Annotated in this window: 15 protein-coding genes, 1 pseudogene and 1 riboswitch; of the genes and pseudogenes, 13 read left to right on the top strand and 3 right to left on the bottom strand. The window is 37.8% G+C overall.

Annotation, left to right across the window (positions count from 1 at the left end; all coding sequences use genetic code 11):
* The first annotated feature begins 73 nt into the window (after nt 1-73).
* From IV88_RS00745 to IV88_RS00725, 5 genes and pseudogenes are all read left to right on the top strand, one after another.
* Nucleotides 74-1,345, top strand: a complete 1,272-nt coding sequence (locus IV88_RS00745) for a CPBP family intramembrane glutamic endopeptidase (RefSeq protein WP_057797721.1) — start codon at nt 74-76, stop codon at nt 1,343-1,345.
* Nucleotides 1,317-1,805, top strand: coding sequence for a cysteine hydrolase family protein (locus tag IV88_RS00740; RefSeq protein WP_057797719.1), 489 nt, complete (start codon nt 1,317-1,319; stop codon nt 1,803-1,805). Before IV88_RS00745 ends, IV88_RS00740 begins: the two co-directional genes overlap by 29 nt.
* A 2-nt stretch (nt 1,806-1,807) precedes the next feature.
* A complete protein-coding gene (locus tag IV88_RS00735; protein ID WP_057797717.1) occupies nt 1,808-2,263 on the top strand; it encodes an ASCH domain-containing protein in 456 nt (151 codons plus the stop codon).
* A 1-nt stretch (nt 2,264) separates the two neighbouring features.
* A pseudogene (locus IV88_RS00730) lies at nt 2,265-2,903 on the top strand (DNA alkylation repair protein).
* 69 nt (nt 2,904-2,972) lie between these two features.
* Complete coding sequence (locus IV88_RS00725) at nt 2,973-3,446, top strand: S-ribosylhomocysteine lyase (protein WP_057797716.1); 474 nt, start codon at nt 2,973-2,975, stop codon at nt 3,444-3,446.
* 741 nt (nt 3,447-4,187) lie between these two features.
* Here the strand turns inward: IV88_RS00725 and IV88_RS00720 are convergent.
* Nucleotides 4,188-6,287, bottom strand: coding sequence for a cation:proton antiporter domain-containing protein (locus IV88_RS00720; protein WP_057797714.1), 2,100 nt, complete (start codon nt 6,285-6,287; stop codon nt 4,188-4,190).
* Nucleotides 6,288-6,513: 226 nt separating this feature from the next.
* Between IV88_RS00720 and IV88_RS00715 the strand changes: the two genes are divergently transcribed.
* From IV88_RS00715 to IV88_RS00700, 4 genes are all read left to right on the top strand, one after another.
* On the top strand, nt 6,514-7,980 hold the full coding sequence (locus IV88_RS00715) for a glycoside hydrolase family 1 protein (RefSeq protein ID WP_057797713.1): 1,467 nt from the start codon (nt 6,514-6,516) through the stop codon (nt 7,978-7,980).
* Nucleotides 7,981-8,106: 126 nt separating this feature from the next.
* Complete coding sequence (locus tag IV88_RS00710) at nt 8,107-8,958, top strand: YitT family protein (RefSeq protein WP_057797711.1); 852 nt, start codon at nt 8,107-8,109, stop codon at nt 8,956-8,958.
* Nucleotides 8,959-9,012: 54 nt separating this feature from the next.
* A riboswitch (Fluoride riboswitch) is annotated at nt 9,013-9,075 on the top strand.
* A 50-nt stretch (nt 9,076-9,125) separates the two neighbouring features.
* Entirely contained in the window at nt 9,126-10,412 is a 1,287-nt protein-coding gene (gene eno / locus IV88_RS00705; protein WP_057797710.1) for a phosphopyruvate hydratase, read from the top strand.
* A gap of 172 nt (nt 10,413-10,584) precedes the next feature.
* Nucleotides 10,585-13,362: a cation-translocating P-type ATPase gene (locus IV88_RS00700; protein WP_057797708.1), complete on the top strand. Its 2,778-nt coding sequence runs from the start codon at nt 10,585-10,587 to the stop codon at nt 13,360-13,362.
* A 24-nt stretch (nt 13,363-13,386) separates the two neighbouring features.
* On the opposite strand, the gene IV88_RS00695 is transcribed toward IV88_RS00700, so the two are convergent.
* Complete coding sequence (locus IV88_RS00695; RefSeq protein WP_057797706.1) at nt 13,387-14,958, bottom strand: ClC family H(+)/Cl(-) exchange transporter; 1,572 nt, start codon at nt 14,956-14,958, stop codon at nt 13,387-13,389.
* Between the two features lie 173 nt (nt 14,959-15,131).
* Between IV88_RS00695 and IV88_RS00690 the strand changes: the two genes are divergently transcribed.
* Both IV88_RS00690 and IV88_RS00685 read left to right on the top strand, forming a co-directional pair.
* Entirely contained in the window at nt 15,132-15,620 is a 489-nt protein-coding gene (locus IV88_RS00690; RefSeq protein ID WP_057797703.1) for a universal stress protein, read from the top strand.
* Between the two features lie 2 nt (nt 15,621-15,622).
* Nucleotides 15,623-16,072: a universal stress protein gene (locus IV88_RS00685; RefSeq protein WP_057797701.1), complete on the top strand. Its 450-nt coding sequence runs from the start codon at nt 15,623-15,625 to the stop codon at nt 16,070-16,072.
* A gap of 232 nt (nt 16,073-16,304) precedes the next feature.
* On the opposite strand, the gene IV88_RS00680 is transcribed toward IV88_RS00685, so the two are convergent.
* The gene (locus IV88_RS00680) at nt 16,305-17,210 is read right to left on the bottom strand and encodes a LysR family transcriptional regulator (protein ID WP_057797700.1); all 906 of its coding nucleotides are present in this window, start codon (nt 17,208-17,210) and stop codon (nt 16,305-16,307) included.
* Between the two features lie 176 nt (nt 17,211-17,386).
* On the opposite strand from IV88_RS00680, the gene IV88_RS00675 reads away from it, so the two are divergent.
* Together IV88_RS00675 and IV88_RS00670 are read left to right on the top strand one after the other, a co-directional pair.
* The gene (locus tag IV88_RS00675; RefSeq protein WP_057797698.1) at nt 17,387-19,015 is read left to right on the top strand and encodes a malolactic enzyme; all 1,629 of its coding nucleotides are present in this window, start codon (nt 17,387-17,389) and stop codon (nt 19,013-19,015) included.
* Between the two features lie 73 nt (nt 19,016-19,088).
* The gene (locus IV88_RS00670; RefSeq protein WP_057797696.1) at nt 19,089-20,057 is read left to right on the top strand and encodes an AEC family transporter; all 969 of its coding nucleotides are present in this window, start codon (nt 19,089-19,091) and stop codon (nt 20,055-20,057) included.
* Nucleotides 20,058-20,275 lie beyond the last annotated feature (218 nt).

Below are 20,275 nucleotides of genomic sequence, written 5' to 3'. Positions count from 1 at the left end.
ATGACTGTTTTTAATCTATCTCATCCAACTTTAATGTATAATCAAAATCATAATAGATTGTGGGGGATGCATGATGTCAGAATATTTAAAGCAGCATCAAAAGTATTTGAAAAATTGGTATTTAATTCAATTAGGAGTCATGGTGATTATTGGAATTGTTTATCCAATTTTAAGTAAGATGGGACTCTTAGGATCGATTGTTATTGCCGTCTTTGTCATAATGCTATGGATAATCGAAGGATTGCTAGGCCTGTTACCATTTTTAAGTCGACAAGCCGTTCCAAGAAAACCGAAGACCGGTTGGCAGAGAGCGTTACGAGTTAATAGCTATTTTCAAACAATCATACAAATGTTTCTGATTCCGCTGACACTCCAAGCCATTACTTGGATGTTGTATCACTATTTAGGCATAAACGTTAATGTACTGACAGTTTTGGGGATGCTAGTGTTACTAGTAGCCTTTGTTCCTGTGATGGTTGTATTCACCAAGGATGTTAGTTCTATTGTGGGTCGAATTATTTTACTTACAGAAGTAATTTTTGCTGAGACTGTCGGAATGAGTTTTGTAACCACAGGAGTTAATAAAGCTAGTGAAAGCAGCTTTCTAAAAGACCTAATTAGTACTGGAGTTTGGGGAGCGTTAAGCTTTGTGATTACAGTTGGCGTTTTGATGGCTCTTTGGGGATATCGATTACCATCATTTAAATTTAGGATTAAACCACATTGGATTATTTTCACATTACTAGTTCTTTTCTCGATTTGGTTTGTAACTTATAACGCTTTTGCGTCTGGTGACAGCTGGAAAAACTTCTTAACAGCATACGATTTCCATATGAAGAAACCTAGTTTGTACATGTTCCTGTCTGGCTTAGAGCCTGGAATTGCGGAAGAATGGTTGTATCGTTTTTCAATTTTAAGCTTGTTATTATATGCATTTCGAAATAATAAATTCCAAGTTAAATTATCAGTATTTATTAGTGCGGCTATCTTTGGAGTTTGGCATTTAAGTAACGCTTTGGGCGGACAAAATTTCCTAGCAACCTTAGAACAAATTATCTTTGCCTTCTCATTTGGAGTTTTTGCTGCATCAGCCTATCTGTTTACTCGTTCGTTATTATTTACCATGGTTTTCCATCTCTTTACAGATGCTTTAGCTATGATGGCTTCTGGAACTGAAATGATGAGTAAACCGGGTTTGAGTGATTGGATTGCAGTTAGTGTTCAGGGTGCTATGTTTATTTTGATCGGACAATTCTTATTGAGTAAAACTGAAAAAATGATTCCAGAATCTGAAATCCTATCGGGAGGTCGTCTAGATGAGCAAGCAAGCCTTAGTAATTATTGATTTACAAAATGGTCTGAGCCACATGGCTGATTTCGATGGTGTTGTACAACGAGTTAACCAACGTATTAAAGATTTTCGCTCCAAAGGATTGCCAATTATTTATGTGCAACATCAAGATGAAGAACTGGTTCCCAATACTACTGCGTGGCAATTTGCACCTGAACTTGATGTACCTGAAGATGCAACGGTGGTTGCTAAAATTCATCCAGATTCTTTTTATCATACAGAACTTCAAAAGGTTTTGGATGATTTAGAAGTTACCGATTTAGAAATTTGTGGTGCGCAATCTGATTACTGTGTAGATACAACAATCAGAGTTGCTTTTGACCGTGGATATAAAATTAGAATCGGATACGATATGCATACAACAGAAGATTCTAAATACATGACTGCACTACAGATGCGCGACTATTTTAAGGATATGTGGAATGGCCGTTTTGCAGAAGTATACGGAGGTTAGTGATGGATAATTCACAGATTCAATCGTATTGGCAGGATTTTATTAAACAACATCAAATCGATGCCAATGCTAAAGTAGACGCATATAGTTTTGGTGCTGGTAAAGTGATGGAAGACGAGCTGGCTAATTTAGTGGCAAATGGTTTTAAAACAGCAACAACTTCCGCAGCTGAGTTGTATGAGCCTGACGAAGAAATACCGCAAGTTGGAGATTACAATATTATTTTAGATGGAAGCGGGCAACCTGTGTGTGTTACTCAAACTAAAGTAGTAGAGACGGTTCCCTTTAAACAAGTGATGGTTGAACATGCTTATCACGAAGGCGAAGGAGACCGTTCCTATGAGTATTGGCACCAAGCACATGTTGAGTTCTTTACCGACGAATATCGAGAAGTAAATAGGACTTTTAATGAAAGTGTTCCAGTAATTTGTGAAGTTTTTGAATTAGTAGGTAAATAATATGCAACGATTTCTAGTTAAAAATAGTGATAATGCCGCACCGATGGCAAAATATATGAAGAATAAGTTTTCGTTTTTAGGTGTTAAAACACCAGAACGAAAATCGGCGGAGAAAGACCTACTCCAAGTGAGCAAAGAGTGGGATTTATCACTTTTATTTAGTGAAATATATGCCTATTATAATCAGCCAGAACGTGAGTATCAGTATGTGGCAATTGATTTATTGTTAAAAAATGAAAAGAGATTGTCGGCAGCTGACTTAGAAAACATTTATGGATTAATTGATCAAAAATCCTGGTGGGATAGCGTAGATGCTTTACGTAAACCAATTAGCATGGTTGCAGCACATTCATGAACAGACTTTGAAATTATTAGCAGACAATTTGTGAATAATCCGAGCTTTTGGCAGCGTCGCGTTGGATTAAATTTACAATTGGGATACAAAGATAAGATGGATACAAATTATCTTTCTCGAATGATTGAGGATGATTTAGATACGGATGAATTCTTTATTCAAAAAGCGATTGGATGGGCATTGAGAGACTTCAGTAAAACTAATCCAAAATGGGTTGCTGATTTTATCGATAATCATAACTTGAGTAAATTAGCGGTTCGTGAAGGTAGTAAATATTTATCTTAAGTTCTTTGAAACAGGTTTTGAAAAGGACTATTATTAACATTAGATTAAATAAAAAAGGGGTAATTTAACATGGCAAAAGTTGAAAGTTTTGAATTAGACCACACAAAGGTTAAAGCACCATACGTTCGTTTGATTACAGTTGAAGAAGGTAAACAAGGCGACAAGATTTCCAACTTTGATTTACGTTTAGTTCAACCAAACGAAAATGCAATTCCCACCGCTGGATTACATACAATTGAACATTTACTAGCAGGTTTACTTCGTGACCGTATGGACGGCGTTATCGATTGTTCACCATTTGGTTGTCGTACAGGTTTCCATTTGATTATGTGGGGCGAACATACAACCACTGAAGTTGCTAAAGCATTGAAGGGTGCTTTGGATGATATTGCAAACAAGATTGAATGGAAAGATGTTCCTGGAACTGACATTTACAGTTGTGGTAACTACCGTGATCATTCATTATTCTCTGCTAAGGAATGGTCTAAGAAGATTGTTGCTGAAGGTATTAGTGATGATCCATTTGAACGTCATGAAGTTTAAGTTTTAAAATATTCTATTTGTTGATAGAGTAAAAAACCGAATTTAATTATTGCTGGAACGTAGTGGGTTAATTTCAAGCCAAAGTGCGGTCTTGAAAGTTAACCTTATTCTAAGTGGTAAACCACTAAGAATAATTTCACTACTGAGCATAATTAAAATTCGTTTTTTTATTTATACGGTTAGTATTTCTGGAAATGAATAATGGATCACAAAAATAAGTAATCGTGATATAATGTTGTTGTAGAAGAATAGAGCAAGGGATAACCTCTCTATAATAAAAGCCCCGGTAGCAGCCACTACCAGAGCTTTTTTATTTTGCATTAAAGTCGATTATTAATCCACCATGCAAAATAAATTGAGATGAGTTGAGTTATTAAATTCAACTCAAATTGTAGAAGAACTAAAAAAATTTGCAAGGGATTCACCCCCTTTGCTGTCATTGGTATAGTAGCCTAACAGCAATTACCATTATGTCCAGCAAAAAAGTTTAATACAAGTCTTGACAATGATTGGTATTAAATTATTTATAATCAGTTGTACTGACGAAGAAAAAAGAACCAACCCATAACTATGCTAAGTAGTGAAATTATTCTTAGTGGTTTACCACTTAGAATAAGGCTAAGTTTCAAGACCGAACTTTGGCTTGGAATTAGTCCACTACGTTCCAGCAATAGTTATGGGTTGGTTCTTTTAGCTGCAGTAGAAAGTAAATCTAAATATTTAGTACATCCAGAAACAATATTAAGCTGTAATAGCCAATACTTGTTGCACCCGCTGCAATTGTAAAGTTTGGGCCTGGTTAATTTCATCATACAAAACGGCTGCCATAGCTGATGAAACATGACCGTTGTTTACACCACGTTGTACAAAGTTATATTCCTGTTGAAAGGCTTGAATGTAGTAATCACCATCAACGTAAATAGTTTCTTTGTTGTAATCATGGCGAATTTGAGTGAAGTATTTGTTCACAGTTTGGCGAACTAAGTTGATATGTTCGTTGTCACTATGTTTGTGCATTAAACGGTCGCGTAATACGTCATCAATGTATTGATCAGAAGCGTTGATTACTTCTGTGTTAAGCTCCAAAAGTGCATCCCTGACATCTTGTCGTTTCTTAAGGACGTCAGTTGGTTGCTTTGCAATCCAAGCTTTTCGCGCAACTTTTCGTTGATGCGGTGTGATTTGTCCATTTTTAATGTGCCACATTGCATGTCTGTATTGGTTATGAACTTTTTCGTTGTATTTGTGCGTTAAGAAGTGCATACGTTTTACAAAATGACCACGTTGGTCAAAAGATGGAATATCGTATCGATTAATGATCTTTTCATAAATGTTAACTACATCAGCACTGTATTTATCAGCAATCGAAGGGCCGTGAATATAAGTCAAAATGAAGTCTTTAGTTTCATAAAGTAACTTTTGATATTCTTCAATATTGCCAACTTGATTTACGAAACTACCTTTTTGTGACTGTAGCTGTTCGGTTAATGCTTCACGTACATCGTGATCGTCGATTGTATCGCGAACTTGAAGAGTAGCGTAATCGACCATTTTGTTTCGAATGTGATCAATATCTTCTAATGAATAAGTCGTAACTTTCGGTGGCAGAATCATTGGTAACACAATAGCACTGACAATCATACTAATCAGAATAACCAGTGTGGCAATAATGATTAGTTCCTCACGAAATGGAAAGGCATGTCCTGCGATTCGATTTGGAAGGGAGAATGCCATCGCTAGTGTCACTGTTCCATGCACTCCACTTATAGCAAAGACACTTGCCAGGAAGCGATGTTGAGCTGGATCGTGGGCTCCTAGGAAATTATCGTCGGTATTTGGAGACTGGCGAACTGACCAGAAGAAGCGAATAGCGAGCATTGCTAGATAAATCATGATGCTGACACCTAAAATTGGGAACATTCCGGTTGTACCGATAACTTGCATTTCTTTCCAAACGGTTGGAAGAGAAATACCAAGAATTAAAAATACAACACTATTTAGAACATTTGAAATGGTTGTCCAAATCGTGGTCGATGTTAGTTGAACACGAGTTGAAGTAAGACGTAAACGACTTGCTTCCCAGTTGTGAACAATTCCGGTTGCCACAACAGCCAAGATCCCCGACACACCGAATTTTTCTGCTAGTAAATAAACTAAAAATGGTGTTAATAAACTGATTGGAATAACGGTTGTTTCTGGATTTTTAGTATGGACGTTCAAACTAACACGCAGATATACAATCAAAAATCCTGCGACAATCCCAACAAGGACGCCCCCAAATGCAACAAAGGCGAAATGCTCTAAACCGTAAACAACCGAAAACTTACCTTTTGAAAGAACCGAAAGTGCCAAATCTAATACCACTAAACCAGTAGCATCATTAAATAGTGATTCAAGTTCTAAAGCCTCGCCAACTCCAGCTGGCATATCTGTTTCGCCAGTCAATGATTTAACAGCTACGGCATCAGTTGGTGTGACGATGGCTGCCAAAGCAATTGCAAGCGGTAAAGTCCAACCAGCTTCGAAAACGTTAGTTAGGAGGCCAACCACCAAGGTACTAGCTAAGGCTAGAATAACGGATAAGAAGAATATGGTTCCAAATCGTTGTCGGATTTTGGAGAAGGACTGTTTTTGCCCGTCGATAAACATGATGGGTACGATGATCATTAATAGAAAGAATTCAGGTCGTAATTCAAATGATTTGAAAAAAGAGGTGAATGATAGTGCTACACCGACTGCAATAAGAATGAAAGCTTCCGGTATTTTAGATATAAATGGCTTAATAATGTTGGTTAATATGACTCCAACCAGTAAAACTGCCACGGTATAAAATGTTTGCAATGTGATCCCTACTCTCTGTGAAACTGAAATTTGCTAGTGCAATTATAACAAAACACACCCTTAAAATAACCAAGTAGCGCTAAATATTTAATGATAAACGAAGTTTGTTTCAAAAAAGAAATATATTTTCTTTTGTAAATGATAGCCGGTTTCATTGGTTTAGATAAAAATTCTTTGCTACAATATTAGTTGTGAACGCTTACAAAAGAATTTAGGAGGAACTGTAATGTATAAAAAATATTTTCCAAAAGGCTTTTCAAAAGGATTTTTATGGGGTGGCGCGACTGCTGCTAACCAAGTTGAAGGTGCCTGGGATGTTGATGGTAAAGGACTCACAACTGCCGAAGTCGTAGAAAAGGCCAAGAGTCGTACTGATATCACACTAAGTGCAGTTTCTAAAGATAGTATTGAAAAAGCGATTGAAGATAAGACAACTGAAAATTATCCTAAACGTCGTGGAGTGGATTTCTACCATAACTATAAAGAAGATATCGCACTCTTCGCTGAAATGGGCTTTAAAGCTTATCGTATGTCGATTGCTTGGTCTCGTATTTTCCCTGAAGGAACGGAATCAGAACCCAACGAAGCTGGATTAGCATTTTACGATAAAGTATTTGATGAATTAGCTAAGTATGACATCGAACCAGTCGTAACAATTTCTCATTACGAAATGCCATTGAACTTAACACTTAAGAAAAATGGTTGGATTGACCGTTCAGTGATTGATGACTTTTTACGTTTTACAGACGTAATCTTCAAACGTTATCAAAACAAAGTTAAGTACTGGATGACATTTAATGAAATTAACGCCGCTATATGGGGTGGCTTTGTTGGAACTGGCTCTGTTGATTCCGATATGTCAGAATCAGAGCAGCTTCAACTCCGTTACCAAGCATTGCACCATCAATTTGTTGCTAGTGCTATGGCAGTTAAGCAGGGTCATGCAATCAACCCTGATTTCAAGATTGGTAGTATGTTAGCTCGTGGCGTTTCATATCCTAAGACATCTAACCCAGTTGATGTGCGTGCTGCACAGTTTGTGGATCAACAAAACTTGTTCTTTGATGATGTTCAAGTCCGTGGCGAATATCCAGACTTTATGAACCGTTACTTTGCTGAAAATAACATTGTTATCAAAATGGAACCCGATGATGAAAAGATTATTAAAGAAGGAACCGTTGATTACTTAAGCTTCAGTTACTACATGTCAAATGTGACTGGTGCCGTTAAGAGTGACAACGAAACGGTTGGTAACATTACAGAAGGCGAACCTAATCCTTACTTGGAAACAAGTGACTGGGGATGGCAAATTGATCCAATCGGACTTCGGATTACATTGAACGAACTTTGGGATCGTTATCAAGTACCTTTGTTTGTTGTTGAAAATGGACTCGGAGCGGTTGATAAGCTTGAAGAAGATGGTCACGTTCATGATAGCTACCGCATTGACTATCTCAGAGCTCATGTGGAACAGATGAAAGAAGCTGTTAAAGACGGTGTTGATTTGATGGGTTACACAATGTGGGGACCAATCGATTTAATCAGTGCTGGAACATCTGAAATGTCCAAACGTTACGGATTTATCTATGTTGATCAAGATGATGATGGTAACGGATCTAAGAAACGAATTCGCAAGGATTCCTTTGAATGGTACAAGAAGGTTATTCATTCAAATGGGGAAGATCTTAAATAGAATGTTAAATCAAAAGAAGTTGGAAGCTTATTTCCAACTTCTTTTTAGTTTGTTAATGAAAGTTAGTTCAAAATTGGTGCTATCTATTGTATGCTGAATATCTAAGACAAAAAGGACGGAAAGCCAATGAATAGATTTGCTAAAGCAACTTTACCAAACCAAATTATCGTGGCGATGATTTATGGATTCAGCGCTGCAATTGCCATTAACTTATTTCTGATACCAGCGGGAACGTACTCTTCAGGAGTGACCGGAATGGCGCAGCTAATATCCGCAATTGGTGGCCTGCTACATGTGAATATCAGTATTTCGATTTTGGTGGTTGTACTTAATTTGCCACTTTTGATTCTGGCCTGGTTTAGTATCAGCAAACGATTTACCTTACTGAGCATTGTCAGTGTTGTTGCAAATGCTGTGTTTTTAAAATTCATTCCAGTTCATCAAATTTTAGATGAAAAATTAGCCGCTGTAATCTTTGGTGGAGCGTTAATTGGGGCTGGAGTTGGGCTATGTTTCCGCTATGGATTTTCGACTGGTGGAACAGATATTATTCTCTCCATTATTGGAACGCGAATGGGTAAGAATATTGGACCGATTAATTTAATTATCAATGGCACGATCTTAATGATTGCTGGGATTCTATTTGGTTGGCCAGCAGCTTTATATAGTTTGATTGGGATTTTCATTAATGGATTGATTATGGATTACGTCTATATTCAACAACAGAAAGTCACGGTCACTATTTTCTCGAAGCATCTTGATGATCTATCGAAATATCTTTCTAAAACCAGTCGTGGTGCAACGGTCATGGATGGAACCGGTTTGTACACTGGTGATCCTGTTAAAGTGATTATTACAGTAGTTTCTAAATATGAATTGAACAGTTTGAAAGGTGTTGTGACTTCAATTGATCCTAATGCATTCGTAAGTGTCAGCCCTGTTAACCAACTTTGGGGAAAATTTGCAAAAACGGACTAGACCATAGTTGCATTTTTAAAATGATAGCGTTATTATCTGTGTGTACAAAAGAATAAGCAAGACAGCGATGGTGTTCGCTGTAAATATCTGATTAAGATTGATGACACCTGTCCTTTTGCGGGGCAGGTGTCATCTTTTTTATTTGGAAAATAATAGGAGGGAATTGTATGTCAGTATATATCGAAAAAGTTAAAGCACGAGAGGTCTTTGATTCACGAGGTAACCCAACCGTTGAAGCGGATGTTATCTTATCAGATGGTACGTTAGGTCGTGCCGAAGTTCCATCAGGTGCATCAACAGGTGAACTAGAAGCTGTTGAACTGCGTGATGGCGGAACTCGTTTACAAGGCAAGGGTGTTAGCAAAGCAGTTGAACACGTTAACAGCGCGATTAATACTGCTCTCCATGGCTTAGATCCATTTAATCAAGGTCACGTTGATCAAGTAATGATAGATTTGGATGGTACAAAGAATAAAGGCAAACTAGGTGCCAACGCTATTTTAGGTATTTCAATGGCTACTGCGCGTGCTGCAGCTAACTATCAAAAGGTTCCTTTGTATCGTTACTTAGGTGGAACCGATTTGGAATTACCACAAACATTCCATAACGTTATCAATGGTGGTGAACATGCTGATAACGGAATCGACATGCAAGAATTTATGATTACTCCTGTTGAAAGAACTAGTTTCCGTGATGGATTTGAAAAGATTGCTAATACTTATCACGTTTTAAAGAAAGTTATTGAAGATGCTGGTTATCAATCTGGTTTAGGTGATGAAGGTGGATTTGCTCCTGATTTGAAATCATCTGAAGAAGCTTTGAAGATGTTGCATGAAGCGATTGAAAAAGCCGGATACACTCCTGGTAAAGAAATTGCGATTGCATTTGATGCCGCCGCTTCATATTTCTACAATACTGAAACTAAGATGTACGATTTTGAAGGCACACACAAGACTCCTGATGAAATGGGTGAATATTACGAAGGACTTTTGAAAGAATTTCCAGAAATTATTTCAATCGAAGACCCATACAGTGAAGACGATTGGGAAAACTTTGAGAAGTTCACTGCTAAGATGGGTGATAAAGTTCAAATCGTTGCTGATGATCCAGTTTGCACGAACCCTGAATTAGTTCGTAAAGCCATTAAGAATGGTTTAGCAAACTCTATTTTAATCAAGCTCAACCAAATCGGAACGGTCAGCGAAACATTGGAAACAATTCGTTTAGCTCGTAAGAATGGTTATACAACCATGATTTCTCATCGTTCTGGCGAAACTGGTGATACATTCGTTGCTGACTTCACAGTTGCAACTAACTCAGCTGAACTAAAAGCCGGTGCTCCAGCTCGTTCAGAACGTGTTGAAAAGTACAACCAACTTCTCCGGATTGAAGAAGAATTGGGCGAAGATAGTACTCGTTTAGCACATTTTCCAAATAGTGTTGATTTAGATTAGAATAAATTGAATTACTTAAGGGTCGCTATGAAAATAGTGGCCTTTTTATTGTGCATTAAACCATACAAATTCTAATTTATTAATCACTCTTTCTTAATTTAAAAGGATTATAATATAGCCATATATAGCGATATATATAGCTCTGTAAAAGAAAGAATAAGAGATGACAATCATGCAAAATAAAGCAAAGATTGATGCAAGTAAAATTGCACAGGAATCGATTGAAGATGTTTATCAAGAATTTGAAACTTCAAAGGATGGTTTAACAGCTAGTGAAGCTAACAAGAAGCTTCAAGAAGTTGGTAAAAATACAATCCAGCGCGGACAAAAAGAACCACAGTGGAAAGTATTCTTAAAGAACTTTACGAGCTTAATGGCTTTGTTACTCTGGGTCAGTGGATTTATTGCAATCTTTGCCCAAATGGTAGAACTTGGAATTGCAATCTGGGCCGTTAATATTATTAATGGATTATTTAGTTATTGGCAGGAACATGCTGCTCAAAAAGCAACGGATTCATTGCTGAAGATGCTGCCTTCTTATACGCAAGTTATTCGAGACGGTAAGTCACAGCAAATTAACGCTGAAGACTTAGTTCCTGGTGATGTTTTCATTATTCAAGCTGGAAATAGTATTTCCGCTGATGCACGGATTATTGAAGCAACCTCATTTCAAGTTGATGAATCATCGTTAACTGGTGAATCTGTTCAAGTTTCTAAGAAGCCGGAATATGAACATGGTGATGGTCGTTTTGCTGAAGCAAATATGGTTTATGCGGGAACGATTGCTGGTAGTGGAACTGCCACTGCAGTAGCGGTTGCAACTGGAATGCAGACTGAATTTGGTAAGATTGCTAAATTAACTCAAACTCAGAAAACAACTACGAGTCCACTTCAAAAAGAGTTGAATCGTCTAACTCATCAATTATCATGGATTGCGATTGGAATTGGAGTGGCATTCTTCATTGCCGCAATTTTCTTCGTTAAATATCCGGTTGCTAAATCATTTATTTTTGCATTAGGAATGATCGTAGCCTTTATTCCTGAAGGATTATTGCCAACTGTAACGTTATCTCTCGCACAGGGTGTTACGCGAATGGCTAAGAAACATGCGCTCGTTAAGGAACTTAACAGTGTTGAAACACTGGGTGAAACCACTGTTATCTGTTCGGATAAAACCGGAACCTTAACCCAAAATCAAATGACAATTAACCATTTGTGGACTGCCAAACAGGAATATCAAGTTACTGGTGAAGGCTATGTTAATAATGGTGAAGTGCAATTAAATAATCAAAAAGTTGATTATCATAATGATGCTGATTTGGAAATGTTGCTCCGAATTTCAGCATTGAATAACGATACAAAGGTGGAACAACCGGATAAAGCGGGAGATAAGCCTAAAATTGTTGGTACACCAACAGAAGCTTCGTTAGTTATCTTAGCTGAAAAAGCCGGAATGAATGTTGATGAAGAATCAAAAGTATCACCTCGTTTGACTGAACTACCTTTCGATTCAGATCGGAAAAGGATGACCACGATTCATCAATTAGATGAAAAACATCGGAGTGTTTGTGTGAAGGGTTCACTTGATGGAATTTTAGATATTGCTGACTCCATTTTAGATGATGGTAAAGAACGACCAATCACTGATGATGATAAGAAAAAAGTTCTAGATGCAGATGCTGGTTACGCGAAGGATGGACTTCGTTCACTAGCCGTTGCATATCGGGTGGTTGAGAATGATGATGCATCGATGCCAAATGATGTAAAAGACTGGACGATTGAAAATACCGAAAAGCATTTAACTTTCGTTGGATTAACGGTGATGGCTGACCCTCCACGTCCTGAAATTTACGAAGCAATTCAAAAATGTCATGATGCCAATATCAAAGTTATCATGGTAACCGGAGATGGTGCTTTGACTGCCAAGAGTATTGCCGTTAGGATTGGTATTACTAGCAATCAAGCACGTGTCGTAACTGGTGATGAGTTAACAGCTATGAGTGATGATGAGTTAATCAAAGCTCTCGAAGGTGAAATTATCTTTGCCCGAGTAGCACCAGAACAGAAGTACCGAGTTGTGACAACACTTCAAAAATTAGGACATGTTGTTGCTTCAACTGGTGATGGTGTTAATGATGCTCCAGCCTTGAAGAAGGCTGATATCGGTGTCGCGATGGGTGTTACCGGAACTGACGTTGCCAAAGATGCTGCCGATATGATTTTGACTGATGATAACTTTTCTTCTATAGTTGCAGCCATTGAAGAAGGTCGTACAGTTTACAGTAATATTCAGAAATTCCTTCTATATATATTGAATAGTAACGTGTCTGAAGCTGCTCCATCAGTTTTGTTCTTATTCTCACGTGGATTAATTACACTACCACTAACAGTTATGCAAATCTTAACTGTTGATTTAGGAACCGACATGTTTCCAGCCCTTGGATTAGGTGCTGAAAAGAGCGAGCTTGGTATTATGAAACAACCACCACGTGACCGAAAAGCTCACTTATTGAATAAGTCGATTATTTGGAAGGCCTTCGCTTGGTACGGATTAGTCGCTTCAGTAATTTCATCTGGCGCATACTTCTTTGTCAACCACGTCAATACCGGTTGGCCTGCAGGTGCCTTGGCTGCCACAGGGATGAACTACCGGGAAGCTACAACAATGACATTAGCTGCGATTGTCTTCTGTCAAATTGGTGCTGCACTTAACTGTCGTACCAAGGATACTTCGTTATTCAAGATTGGTATTTTCAGTAATCATCGAGTACTATTCGGAATCGCATTTGAAATCTGTCTCTTGGCACTTTTAATCTACGTTCCATTCCTACAAGGATTGTTTAATACAGCCCCACTAGGACTTCAAGAATGGATATTCCTTGTATGTATTCCAATTCCATTAGTACTAGTAGAAGAACTTCGTAAAAAGATTTTTAGAAGAAAAGCATAATTAAAAATGGAATCACAGCAATTTTTACTGTGATTCCATTTTTTTGTTGGTTTTATAACTGATATTTTGAGCCATTTCAGAAAGCTGATGGCGAACAAATGCACGATTGTCGTGTTGAGTTGTAACGATTAAGGTATCGCCGACTTTGATAATTGAATCGCCATTTGGGATAATCTCATTTTCACCATGTCGAATGGAAATAAGAAGACTATTGGCAGGCCAACTAAATTCGCGGACAGCGTGATCCACGAGAGAAGACCCCTCTAAAACTGGAACTTCAATTCGATCCTGTTTACCGGAAGGTTGTTCCAAAAGCTCGGGAACTAGTCGGTGTAATAGTGATTCATAAATTGGCGCACCGTGTAATAGGTCAACTGTCAGATATGCGATTAATGAAACGACAGCCAATGGCATTAAGTGACTGAGAGAGCCGACCATTTCAGTGATTAATAAGATAGCAGTGAAGGGAGCTTTTCCAATTCCAGCAAAATAACCAGCCATGGCGTAAATAATAAAATTAGGTAGAAAAACTAGAGGCATTAAACCGATTTGATGGAGTGCCATTACATAGACGGCTCCAATCAAAGCACCTAAAGTTAGAATTGGTAAGAAAATCCCACCCGGTAGTCCGGAGCCGTAAGCCATAATGGAAAACACAAATCGTACAACTAGGATAGCCATTAAAGCGATCAGAGATGGAGAGATGCTGGTCAAACTTGTGATTAAATGATTCCCACCACCAAGTGTGCTTGGTAGGTAATATCCGATTGGGATGATTAAAAGTAACGGAATGATTCCATTTAACCAATGAGGTAAAAATTTGATTTTTTGATACCAAACACTCGATTTCAGTAGAACGATTTGATATAAACGACCCAAGATTCCCAGAATAACACCAATAATAATTAGATGACCGTAAAGACTTAAAGGAAGAGCATGAGCATATTTAATTGCTAGTACCGGCTTTAATCCGAAAAAGTTCAGTGATATGAAATTAGCGGAGACCGCGCTGGTTAAAGCACTTAACCAAACTACTGGCGAAAAGTTATGATAGATTTCTTCTAAAACGAATAATGTACTAGCAATCGGAGCGTTGAAAGCAGCTGACAAACCAGCTGCGGCACCGCCAGCAATCGAAACGCGTTGGTCTGTTCCACGATGACCCATGATACTAGCATATCCTTGACCGACTGAAGCTCCTAACTGGATTGATGGACCTTCTCGACCGAGCATTAGTCCGGATCCAATCGCCAAAATACCACCAATAAATTTCTTCCATAGAACAGACCACCATTTGGCAGAGTATTCACCAGCTAATTGTCCTTCAACCTGGGGTATTCCTGATCCAGATATGGCGGGTGTAGTTTTAACCATCCATCCAGCAATTAAAGCAATAATTAATCCACCAATTGCAATGGCAACCAACCACCAGCTATTTTGATGTGCCAATCCGTAGATGGATTTAACTCCAGTTAGTGATTTTTCAATGGTGAAGCGAAACATACTAACGATAAAGCCAATGATGATTCCGATAATTAAAGCATTTCCGATAATTTTTAAGCGGGTCGGATCCCAGGTCTTTAAGTGATTTTGCATTAAATTTCATTCCTCATTTAGTGTCGTAATTCAATAGTAGCACTTCCAATCAGCTTTATTAACGAACCATAGATATAAGTTGATATAAATGTATTTTGAGACGGTCTTTTGGTAGCGCTATCTTTAAAAGTCTACTATAATAAAATTAATAAGATGCGGAAGGTGTGAACGTTATGCTTCAATATAAAAAAATTTTGGTACCGGTCGATGGTTCGACTAATGGGGAACTTGCTTTAAAAAAGGCAATTGCTGTTGCCCAACGCAATAACGCTCATTTAGACATTATTACTGTAATCCAATCAACTCGTTTCCTAGATATTTATGGTCACATGGGTTCCAATATGGATTATGTTGCCATTTCGCTTCAGCGTGCCAAAGAATACGTTGATGATTTAAAAGATCAGATTAAAACCAAATACAACTTTGATGATGTAAGTACTGAAGTAGAATCTGGCGAGCCTAAATCCATTGTTGCAATCGACGCACCAAAGAAATTTGGCTCAGATTTAATTATGATGGGTGCTACTGGTTTGAACGCTTTTCAACGAGCAATGATTGGATCAGTTGCTGACTATGCAATTAGAGCTGCTGACTGTGATGTTCTACTAGTTCGGACAGATGACAAGAACCAACCATACCAGAAAGAAGAAAAGGGGGAGTAACCGTGGCTGCAGCAGAACTGAATCCAAAACAATTTTCTAAAATCTTAGTAGGTGTTGATGATTCTCCTGATGCTCAAATGGCATTTCGATTTGCGATGAATCGTGCTAAACAAGATAATGCTGAACTTGATTTAGTATCAGTGCTTGAAGAAGATGAAATCAATATCTATCAAGCTTTGAATAAAGACTATGTTTCTTCCAAACGCGAAGATATGGAAAAGCATTTAAAAGAATATGCGAAAGTTGCACAAGAATTCGGTATTAAAAAAGTTAAAACCTACATTGCAGAAGGTGACGCTGGAGAAACAATTGTCAAAAGTGTTATTCCAGAAGTAGAACCTGATCTTCTAGTAATCGGCTCATCTTCAAGAACAGGAGTAGCCCGCTACTTCGGTTCCCAAGCTTCCTATATGGCCAAGTATTCACCAGTGTCGGTGATGGTAATTAGGTGAGCGTCCTCGAAAATGGGAGACTATGAGTATTAACAAAAAAATCAGTAATAGTGATGGTCTTTATCACTGTTGCTGATTTTTAGGTTAAACGGAGTAGTCTGTTTTCGATGACGCGTTATGGCTATAAAGAAGTGGAGCGGAGTGGTCTGGTTTGTTGTGCGCGTTATGACTATAAAGAAATGGAGCGAACTGGTAATTGTCGATGATGCGTTATGGCCAAAAAGCAATAGAACTATGGCTTTTCAGTACGCCCAACCATATGCTCACCTTCCAACCCAGTAATCACTTCCACAATTTCCTGCTGTGCTGGCGTCAATAAATGATCATTCCGGTAAGCCAGACTAATATGAAAAACAGGTTGGTCGTCATCAACTAAGTCCAAAACGTGAACACGCTGAAAAATGGCAATTTCAGAAATAAAGCCAATTCCCACATTGTTTTCGACCATCTTTTGAACAACTCCAGGGTTATTACTTTGATAGATAATCTTTGGACGGAAATGTGCCATATGACTAAATTGCTTAATTGCTTTAGCGTGAACTGATTGTTCATCCAGTGTAATGAAAGATTCATTTCTTAATTCGGAGAAGCGGATCTTTTTCTTATTGGCAAAAGGAGACTTATCACCAACGATAATTTTAAATGATGATCTAGCAAACTCTTGTGAGTATAACTGCTCATGGTCAATCGGACTGGTAGAACCCAGTAAAGCCATATCAATGGTTCCATTTTCCAGTAATTTGATTAATTCAGCCGAACCACGCTCAATTGGAATGATTTGCTCGAGTAATTTTTCGTCTTCTAATTTAGCAGCAATACTGGGAAAAAACTTCTGAGTAATGATGGGTGGCAGTCCTAAAACAATTTTCTGTTGATTAATGTTATTGATTTCATTTTGTGCAACTTTGAGATGATGCAAAATGGAAATGGCGTGTTCATCGAATTGTTGACCACTGATTGTTACACGTAGTTGGTTGCGGCCCGGGTCACGCGTAAATAGTGTTGCGCCAAGTTCTTTCTCCAATCGTTTAATAGCCAAAGTAATCGTCGGCTGACTAACTTGAAAGTTCTTTGCGACCAAGGAGAAGTTCTTTTGCTTCACGAGGTCATGAAAATACTCAATTTCACGAATATTCATAATTTTTATTTTTGTCCTTATTTTTTGATAGTTAATATTTATGTTCGATTGTACTGTATTTACGGCATTTATAAAAGAAATATTAATTATATTTATAGCTATTTATACATTTGACTATAGTTTTAAACCGCGTGTACACTGACGTCATGAATTTAAGTTTAGTCGGAGGTAATATTATGAGTGAAAATCCAGTAGCAATTTTAAACAATCCTTTCTTAAACAAAGGAACTGCATTTACAAAGCAAGAACGTAAAGATTTAGGCCTTGAAGGTTTACTTCCACCATTCGTTCAAACACTTGACCAACAGGTTGAACAAACCTATGCACAATTCCAAATGAAACAAAATGATTTGGAAAAACGTGTTTTCTTGATGGAAATCTTCAATGAAAACCGTGTGCTCTTCTACAAATTATTCAGTCAACATATCGTTGAATTCATGCCAATCGTGTATGATCCAACTATTGCGGATACAATCGAAAACTACAGTGAATTATATATTCAATCACAAAACGCTGTTTATCTATCAATCGACGAACCAGATATGATGGAAGCCGCATTGAAGAACGCTGCTGATGGTCGCGACATTCGTTTGATCGTTGTTACTGATGCTGAAGGAATTCTTGGTATTGGTGACTGGGGTACAAATGGTGTTGATATCTCTGTTGGTAAGTTGATGGTTTATACAGCTGCTGCAGGAATCGACCCTAGCCAAGTTATGCCAGTTGTTTTGGATACTGGTACAAATAATGAAGGTCTTCTTAACAACAAGATGTATCTTGGAAACCGTCACGAACGTGTAACTGGCGACCGTTACTACAACTTTGTTGATAAGTTCGTTGAAACTGCAGAAAACCTCTTCCCTAAACTTTACTTACATTTTGAAGATTTCGGACGTGGAAATGCTGCTAACATCTTAAACAAGTACAAAGATCAAATCACAACATTTAATGATGATATCCAAGGAACAGGAATTATTGTTCTTTCAAGTATGCTTGGTGCACTTAACATTTCAAAACAAAAGTTCACTGATCAAGTTTACCTATCATTTGGTGCTGGTACTGCCGGTGCTGGAATCACAAAGCGTGTCTTTGATGAATTCGTTCAAGAAGGTATGTCTGAAGAAGAAGCACGTAAACATTTCTACATGGTTGATAAGCAAGGATTGCTATTCGACGATGACGATACTTTGACACCAGAACAAAAACCATTTGCTCGTTCACGTAGCGAATTTGATAACGCTGATGAATTAACAAACTTGGCTGCTGTTGTTAAAGCTGTTCACCCAACTGTTTTAGTTGGTACATCAACACAACCTGGAACATTTACACAAGAAATCGTTCAAGAAATGGCTAGCCATACAGAACGTCCAATCATCTTCCCACTTTCTAACCCAACTAAGTTGGCAGAAGCTAAGGCAGAAGATTTGATCAAATGGACTGACGGTAAAGCACTTGTTGCAACTGGTATTCCAGCTGCTGATGTTGAATACAAAGGTGTTACTTACCAAATCGGTCAAGCTAACAACGCACTTGTATACCCAGGTCTTGGTTTAGGTGTGATTGCTTCAACAGCTAAGGTTCTAAATGATGAAATGATCTCTAAAGCAGCTCATTCATTAGGTGGAATCGTTGATGCTGACAAACCAGGTGCTGCAGTATTGCCACCAGTTTCAAAATTAGATCAATTCTCAAACACAGTAGCCACAGCCGTAGCTCAAAGTGCAGTAGACCAAAAACTAAATCAAGAACCAATTGATGACGTTGAAAAGGCCATCTCAAATACTAAATGGGTTCCTGAGTACTAAAAAATAGAACACTGTCACAAAGATGCGCACTACAAAACTGAACCAGAAAAACAGAGAAAGAAAGTGAATCAAAATGACTGCATTTATCACATCAGTAGGAAGTATCGTCACAATTTTACTTATGATGGCTTTAGGTTTTGGCCTTCGTGGATTAGGATGGTTTGATGATAACTTTAGTGGAAGTATTTCAAAATTAATCATGAACGTTGCTTTACCAGCTTCAATCTTCATGTCAGTTATGAAGAACCTTACTTTGCCAAAATTAGTTAGTCTTTCAAGTGGATTGATTTATTCATTTGGTGGCGTAATTATCGGTTATATTGTCGCATGGTTGACTGTTAAATTATTAAAGATTCGTCCTGGCCGTCGTGGACTATTTATGAACACGGTTGTTAACGCCAACACAATTTTTATTGGTTTGCCACTTAACTTGGCATTGTTTGGTACGAAGAGTTTGCCATACTTCTTGGTTTACTATGTAACTAACACCGTTTCAACATGGGCATTTGGAGTATTCTTGATTTCAAATGATGATCCTACAAAGGAAAAAGGTGCTAAATCAAATGCTAAGTTTAACTGGAAGAAGCTTTTACCAGCTCCATTGTTAGGTTTCTTAGTTTCACTTGTTTGGTTGATTCTTAACTTACCAGTTCCAACATGGGCAGGAAACACATTGACTTATGTCGGTGGATTGGTAACACCTTTGTCATTGATTTACATCGGTATCGTTTTACACGATGCAGGTTTGAAGAGTATCAAGTTTGACCGTGATACAATCGTTGCTTTGTTAGGTCGTTTCGTATTAGCTCCAGTAGTAATTACATTGTTAATTCTTCTTGGTAGCCACATGGGACACGCACTTCCAACAATGGAAATGCAAACATTGATTGTTCAAGCTTCAGCTCCAGGTCTTGCTGTTATGCCAATTCTTGCTAACGAATCACATGGTGATGTCGAATACGCAACTAACTTGGTTACAACAAGTACAATCTTATTCATTGTTGTTGTTCCAATCGTAATGACATTGATTCAATATATTTAAATTAGAGTGTGAAACAAACCGGGTAATTCCTGAGTAATAACAGAAAATAACCTATGATTGTGCATTTGCAATCATAGGTTATTTTTAGTTATATGGACGGGATTGGTTTGGAGAACAGGTTTCAAAAATAAGAGTGCTGAACAAGTCGGTATTTCATGAGTAATAACAAAAAAATAACTATGATTGCGTACTTGATCTGAACCCATAATATTGGACTA

This window comes from Pediococcus argentinicus, assembly GCF_001437605.1.
Lineage (GTDB): Bacteria > Bacillota > Bacilli > Lactobacillales > Lactobacillaceae > Pediococcus > Pediococcus argentinicus.
Note: the sequence above shows the minus strand (reverse complement) of the source record. Positions and strands in the feature narration are given on the sequence as shown.